Annotated in this window: 8 protein-coding genes; all 8 read right to left on the reverse strand. The window is 67.9% G+C overall.

Going from position 1 to position 5,382, the window contains the following annotated elements; all coding sequences use genetic code 11:
* Positions 1-763 (reverse strand): o-succinylbenzoate--CoA ligase (gene menE / locus LI92_RS19425; protein WP_052740869.1); only part of this gene is annotated, 763 nt, incomplete at its 3' end.
* Between the two features lie 71 nt (positions 764-834).
* Positions 835-1,137, reverse strand: coding sequence for a DUF3349 domain-containing protein (locus LI92_RS19430; RefSeq protein WP_046321846.1), 303 nt, complete (start codon positions 1,135-1,137; stop codon positions 835-837).
* 57 nt (positions 1,138-1,194) lie between these two features.
* A complete protein-coding gene (locus LI92_RS19435) occupies positions 1,195-1,485 on the reverse strand; it encodes a hypothetical protein (protein ID WP_046321855.1) in 291 nt (96 codons plus the stop codon).
* A 5-nt stretch (positions 1,486-1,490) separates the two neighbouring features.
* Positions 1,491-2,696 (reverse strand): inorganic phosphate transporter, encoded by a 1,206-nt coding sequence (locus LI92_RS19440; RefSeq protein WP_046321848.1) that lies wholly within the window; start codon positions 2,694-2,696, stop codon positions 1,491-1,493.
* A gap of 43 nt (positions 2,697-2,739) precedes the next feature.
* On the reverse strand, positions 2,740-3,033 hold the full coding sequence (locus LI92_RS19445; RefSeq protein WP_046321850.1) for a hypothetical protein: 294 nt from the start codon (positions 3,031-3,033) through the stop codon (positions 2,740-2,742).
* A complete protein-coding gene (locus tag LI92_RS19450; RefSeq protein ID WP_046321851.1) occupies positions 3,030-4,307 on the reverse strand; it encodes an inorganic phosphate transporter in 1,278 nt (425 codons plus the stop codon). The genes LI92_RS19445 and LI92_RS19450 overlap by 4 nt, the downstream gene beginning before the upstream one ends.
* A 120-nt stretch (positions 4,308-4,427) precedes the next feature.
* Entirely contained in the window at positions 4,428-4,832 is a 405-nt protein-coding gene (locus LI92_RS19455) for a VOC family protein (protein WP_046321852.1), read from the reverse strand.
* Positions 4,833-4,865: 33 nt separating this feature from the next.
* A partial coding sequence (locus tag LI92_RS19460) for an SDR family NAD(P)-dependent oxidoreductase (protein ID WP_046321853.1) occupies positions 4,866-5,382 on the reverse strand: 517 nt, incomplete at its 5' end.

Here is a 5,382-nt window from a genome sequence, read left to right on the forward strand (position 1 = left end):
GATGTGTATAAGAGACAGCCGTCAGGCGACCCGAGGAGTCAAGGGCGCCAACGTCATCGGTGACAAACCATCCCGGGTGCGCGAACGGGTCCGGAGTCACTGGATTGCGATAACCGCTGGCCAGGGTGGGACCGCCGATCGCGATCCGGCCCTCGCTGCCGATGCGCACCCGGACGCCCGACAGCGGAATCCCGTCATAGACGCACCCGCCGGCGGTTTCGCTCATGCCGTAGGTGCGCACCACCGGAACTCCCGCGGTTGCTGCGGCGTCCAGTACCGGTTGCGGTGCCGGGCCTCCGCCCAGCAGCACCGCGTCCAGCTCCGCCAGTGCGGCGGCGGAAGCCGGGACTGTCAGAGCCTTGGCCAGTTGGGTGGCGACCAGTGCCGTGTAGCGCCGGCCAGATCCGAGTGCCGACACCGCTGCGGGCAACTGCGCGACGTCGAAACCTGTTGTCACATCGAGCTCGACGGGGTCCGTGCCGGAGGCAACGCTGCGCACCAGGACCTGGATGCCGGCGATGTGGTGGGCCGGCAGTGCCAGCAGCCAGCGGCCCGGTCCGCCCAGTCGCTCGTGCGTGGCAGCGGCGCCGGCCAGCAGAGACGCCGCGGTCAGCAGGGCGCCCTTGGGCGTCCCGGTGGTTCCCGAGGTCGTCACCACCAGCGCGACGTCGTCGCTGATGGGTTCACCGACCCGCAATGCGGTCAGGGTCGATGGATCGGTGTCCGGGCCCACCGGTGTGAATGCGTCGTTGCGCCCGTCCAAAACCTCCTGCAGGGCGGGCAAGAGCGCGGCGACGGCACCGCCGGGCGGGATCGCCAGCGCGCGCAGGCGTGCTATGGGTTGCCTCCGTTGGTGGGGGCGTCGTCGAGCAGCCAGCCCTTTGCCGCCAGCCGCTCACGTACCCTCTCGACATCCTCAGCGGCGGGCAGTTCGTTGGTCAGTCGGGCGATCAGCACGCCGATGTCGATGCGGTCGAACTCCCCGCGGCCGATCAGTTCGCGGGCGACGTCTTTGACTTCGTCGTTGGTCAGCCGCCGCGACAGCAGTGCCAGCAGCGGAATGTAGTCATTCTGCGGCACGCCGTCGGGGTACCCGGCGCGCAGCCAGGCGACGATCGAGGTGAGAAATTTGTTCATACCGCGTCAACTTCCCGCGCCGACACCGCCAGGAACATGCCGGCTGCAATATTACTTCTAGTCAAAGCCAAACACCTCGTCCCAGTTGCCCCAGTCTTCCCACTGCCAGCCGATCCGATGCTCGATGAAGTCGCGGGCGATGAACAGCACGCCGACCGCCACTGCGGCGATCAACACCGCGAAGACCATCCACCGCAGCAGAATCAATTCCCGGCGGTGCCGCGTCGCTGCGTCGGCTGCGTCGCCCAGCCGGACTCCGACGGCGAACAATGACGGCAGTGCGGTGCCGACCAGCAGGCCGAAGATCAAGATCTTCGCTGTCGCAACGTAATCGAACCAGCTGCTCAAGGTGGTCACGCGCCGACCCCTTCGGATCCTGCCTTGTTGGCAACGCCGGGTTCATCCGGTTGGGGCGCAATGACTTCGAGCCCATCCGTCATATGTGCGCCCCAGTCGGCGGTGACATTGGTGTGGTCGACCGGGACCTTGCGCGACTGCAGCCAGATGAGTGCGGAGGCACCCACCAGCAGCACCACCCCGGTAACGGTGCCGGGGAAGCCGCCGATGCCGTGGATCACCTGGTAGGTGCCCGCCCCGATGGCGCCGGCCAGCGGCAGCGTGATCAACCAGGCGGTCGCCATCCGGCGGGCGACTCCCCAGCGCACGGTGGCACCGGGCTTTCCCAGACCCGAGCCCAACACCGAACCCGTCACCACCTGCGTGGTCGACAGGGAGTAGCCGAAGTGACTGGAGAGCAGAATGATGGCTGCCGAGGACGACTCGGCGGCCATCCCCTGGGGGGACTCGATCTCGACGAGTCCTTTACCCAAGGTGCGGATCACCCGCCACCCGCCGAAATAGGTGCCGGCGGCCATCGCCACCGCACACGACACGATCACCCACAGCGGCGGTGTGACGTCGGTCTTGTGGGCGGCTCCGTAGGTGATCAAGGCGAGGAAGATCACGCCCATGGTTTTCTGGGCGTCGTTGGTGCCGTGCGCCAGCGACATCAGGGCCGCGGAGACCACTTGGCCGCGCCGGAAGTCCCGCAGGGTCCGCTTCCGCGAGACGCCCCGGCTCAACCGGTACACCAGCCAGGTGCCGACGGTGGCGACCATGGTCGCGGCCAGCACGGCGATCACCGTGGGCACCAGTACCTTGGAGACCACCCCGGGCCAGCGCACCCCGGCTGTGCCGGCGGCGGCCAGCATGGCGCCCACGACGCCGCCGATCAAGGCGTGCGACGAACTGGACGGGATGCCGAATAGCCAGGTGGTCAGGTTCCACACGATGCCGCCGACGAGCCCGGCGAACATCACTTCCAGCGTCACCAGGTTGGTGACCACGAGGTCTTTGGCCACGGTGGCCGCTACCTGGGTGGACATGAACGCGCCGACAAGATTCAGCGTCGCGCACAGCGTCACCGCTGTCTTCGGCTTGAGCGCACCGCTGGCGATCCCGGTGGCCACAGCGTTGCCGGTGTCGTGGAAGCCGTTGGTGAAGTCGAAAGCCAGGGCGGTGATCACAACCGTGATCAACAGGAACAGCTCCAAGGTCACCGTGCGGATTTTTGCAGCACCACCGGGACCTTGTCGAACCGGGTCAGCCGCGCTTGGCGCCCAGCAGGTACCAACCCAGGTGATGGCCCAGGAAGTCGCGGGCGATGAACAGCACCCCGAGGATCGCGACGGCCAGCACCACCAGGAAGATCGTCCAGCTCAGCGCCAACAACAGCGACCGGCGCAGGCCGGGCGTCCCGGCGTCCACCGCGGAGGCACTGGTGCCGGCCGCGTTCACTCGGACGCCGACGGCGAACAGCGCCGGCAGCAGCCCGCCGACCAGCAGGCCGAAAACCAGGATCTTCAGCGTGGCGTCGAAGTTGAACCACTGACTCATGAGCGGATGACCTCGCGGGGCGGGGCGGGGGTATCGGACCCGACGGCCAGTCGCGCCTGCTCGGCACCGGTTTCGAGCGCTTCGCGCAGCGCGCGCTCGACTTCCTGGCCGGCTTCCTCGGGTCGAACGCCCGGGGCGTCCAGACCGCCGGTCAGGGTGCCGTTCCATTCGGCGTTGACGTTGTTGTGGTCGATACGGGCGCGGCGCGACCGCAGCCAGATCGCCAGCACCGCCGTGATCAGCAGCGTCACCCCGACGGCGATTCCGAAGTATCCGCCGATGCCGTGCACCAGGCCGTACGCGCCGGAGCCGACGCCGCCGGCCATGGGCAGGGTCACCAGCCAGGCCGATGCCATCCGTCCGGCCACGCCCCAGCGGACCTGTGCGCCGGGCTTGCCGACGCCGCTGCCGAGCACCGAACCGGTGGCGACCTGGGTGGTGGACAGGGAGTAGCCGAAGTGGCTGGACAGCAGGATGACGGCGGCGGCCGACGACTCGGCCGCCATGCCCTGGGGAGGCTTGATCTCGACGAGACCCTTACCCAGGGTGCGAATGATGCGCCAGCCGCCGGTGTAGGTGCCGGCGGCCATGGCCAGCGCACAGCTGACGATCACCCACAGCGGGGGAAGCGTCTCGGACGTGCTGACAGCGCCGTAGGACATCAGGGCCAGGAAGATGACACCCATGGTCTTCTGCGCGTCGTTGGTGCCGTGCGCCAGGGACACCAACGCGGCCGAGCCGATCTGGCCACGCCGGAACAACTTCTCGGACTGCTTCTCGTCCACGCCGCGGGTTACGCGGTAGACCAGCCAGGTGCCGACGGAGGCGATCACCGTGGCGATCAGCGTGGCGACCACCGCCGGGACCAGCACCTTGGAGACCACGCCGCTCCAGATCACCCCGTGGCCGCCCACCGCGGCGATCATCGCGCCCACGATGCCGCCGATCAGGGCATGCGACGAGCTGGACGGGATGCCGAGCAACCAGGTCAGCAGGTTCCACACGATGCCGCCGACCAGGCCGGCGAACACGAGTTCCAGGCTCACCAGCTGGGCGTCGACCAGCCCCTTGGCGATTGTCGCCGCGACCGCGGTGGACAGGAACGCGCCGATCAGGTTCAGGCAGGCCGACAGCGTGACCGCGGCCTTGGGCTTGAGCGCACCGCTGGCGATCGACGTCGCCATCGCGTTTCCGGTGTCATGGAAGCCGTTGGTGAAGTCGAAGGCCAAAGCCGTGACTACCACGATGATCAAAAGGAACAGATCAAGGCTCACGGGAGCATCACGGCACTGATTCTGGTGCCTCGATGGTGTTGTTGTCTAACCATCGCCGGTGGGAAACGCCGGTGTATGTCGAGACGTTTCGAACTGTTTGCCGTTCGTTAACCTCACGCCTCACGCCTCGGGTCGTTTGGCCCGGCGGGTGTCGCGCCGCAGCGGATGCTCGGCGGGCACCTCCACGAATATCAGGGTCAGGCCGTCGGGATCGGTGACATGCATCTCACGCAGACCCCACGGTTCCTGGCGGGCTTCCCGGGCGATCGGCACGCCACGCTCCTGCAGTTCGGCCTGGGTGGCGGCGACGTCGCGTACCTGCAGCCACAGCGCCCCCGGGAACGGTGGTGGAGCGACGCGGGGGTTGCCGTGCCCGGCGAGTTCGATCAGCGACTGGCCGGCGTAGAAGACCATTCCGGCGCCGTAGTCGCGGGCGATCGCTAACCCGATCTCGTCGCGGTAGAAGCGCAGCGAGCGTTGGTAGTCGACCGGACGGAGCAAGACCCGGCTGGCCAGAATCTCCATGCCTGCGTGTCTAGCACGTCCGGCGCCGCGGTATCAGCGACCGCGCTGCATGACCGAGGTGACCAAGCCGGGGGCCACCACATCCAGGGCGCGCGCGGTCACCGCGATACGCGGGGCGATGCGCACCGGTCGGCTGCGCGCCGCGGTGATCATCCACTCGGCGGCCTCGCCGGAGCTCAATGCCGGGCGGTTCTCGAAGGCTTTGGTGGGGGCGATCATCGGGGTGGCCACCAGCGGGTAGTACAGCGTGGTGGAATGCACCCCCTGGTCGGCCCACTCCGTTTCGATGACACGGCTGACCGCCGACAGCGCCGTCTTGGAGGCGTTGTACACCCCGAACAGCGGTGAGGCTTCGCTCATCACACCCCAGGTGGCGACGTTGATGATGTGCCCGTCGCCGCGCTGGAGCATGCCCGGCGCGATTGCGCGGATCAGGCGCAACGGCGAGTAGTAGTTCAGGGTCATGGTCCGCTCGACGTCGTGCCAGCGGTCCAGGGACTCCGCCAGCGGCCGCCGAATGGAACGCCCGGCGTTGTTGACCAGGATGTCC

The organism is Mycobacterium sp. UM_Kg1, from assembly GCF_000972925.1.
GTDB classification, from domain to species: Bacteria; Actinomycetota; Actinomycetes; order Mycobacteriales; family Mycobacteriaceae; genus Mycobacterium; species Mycobacterium hiberniae.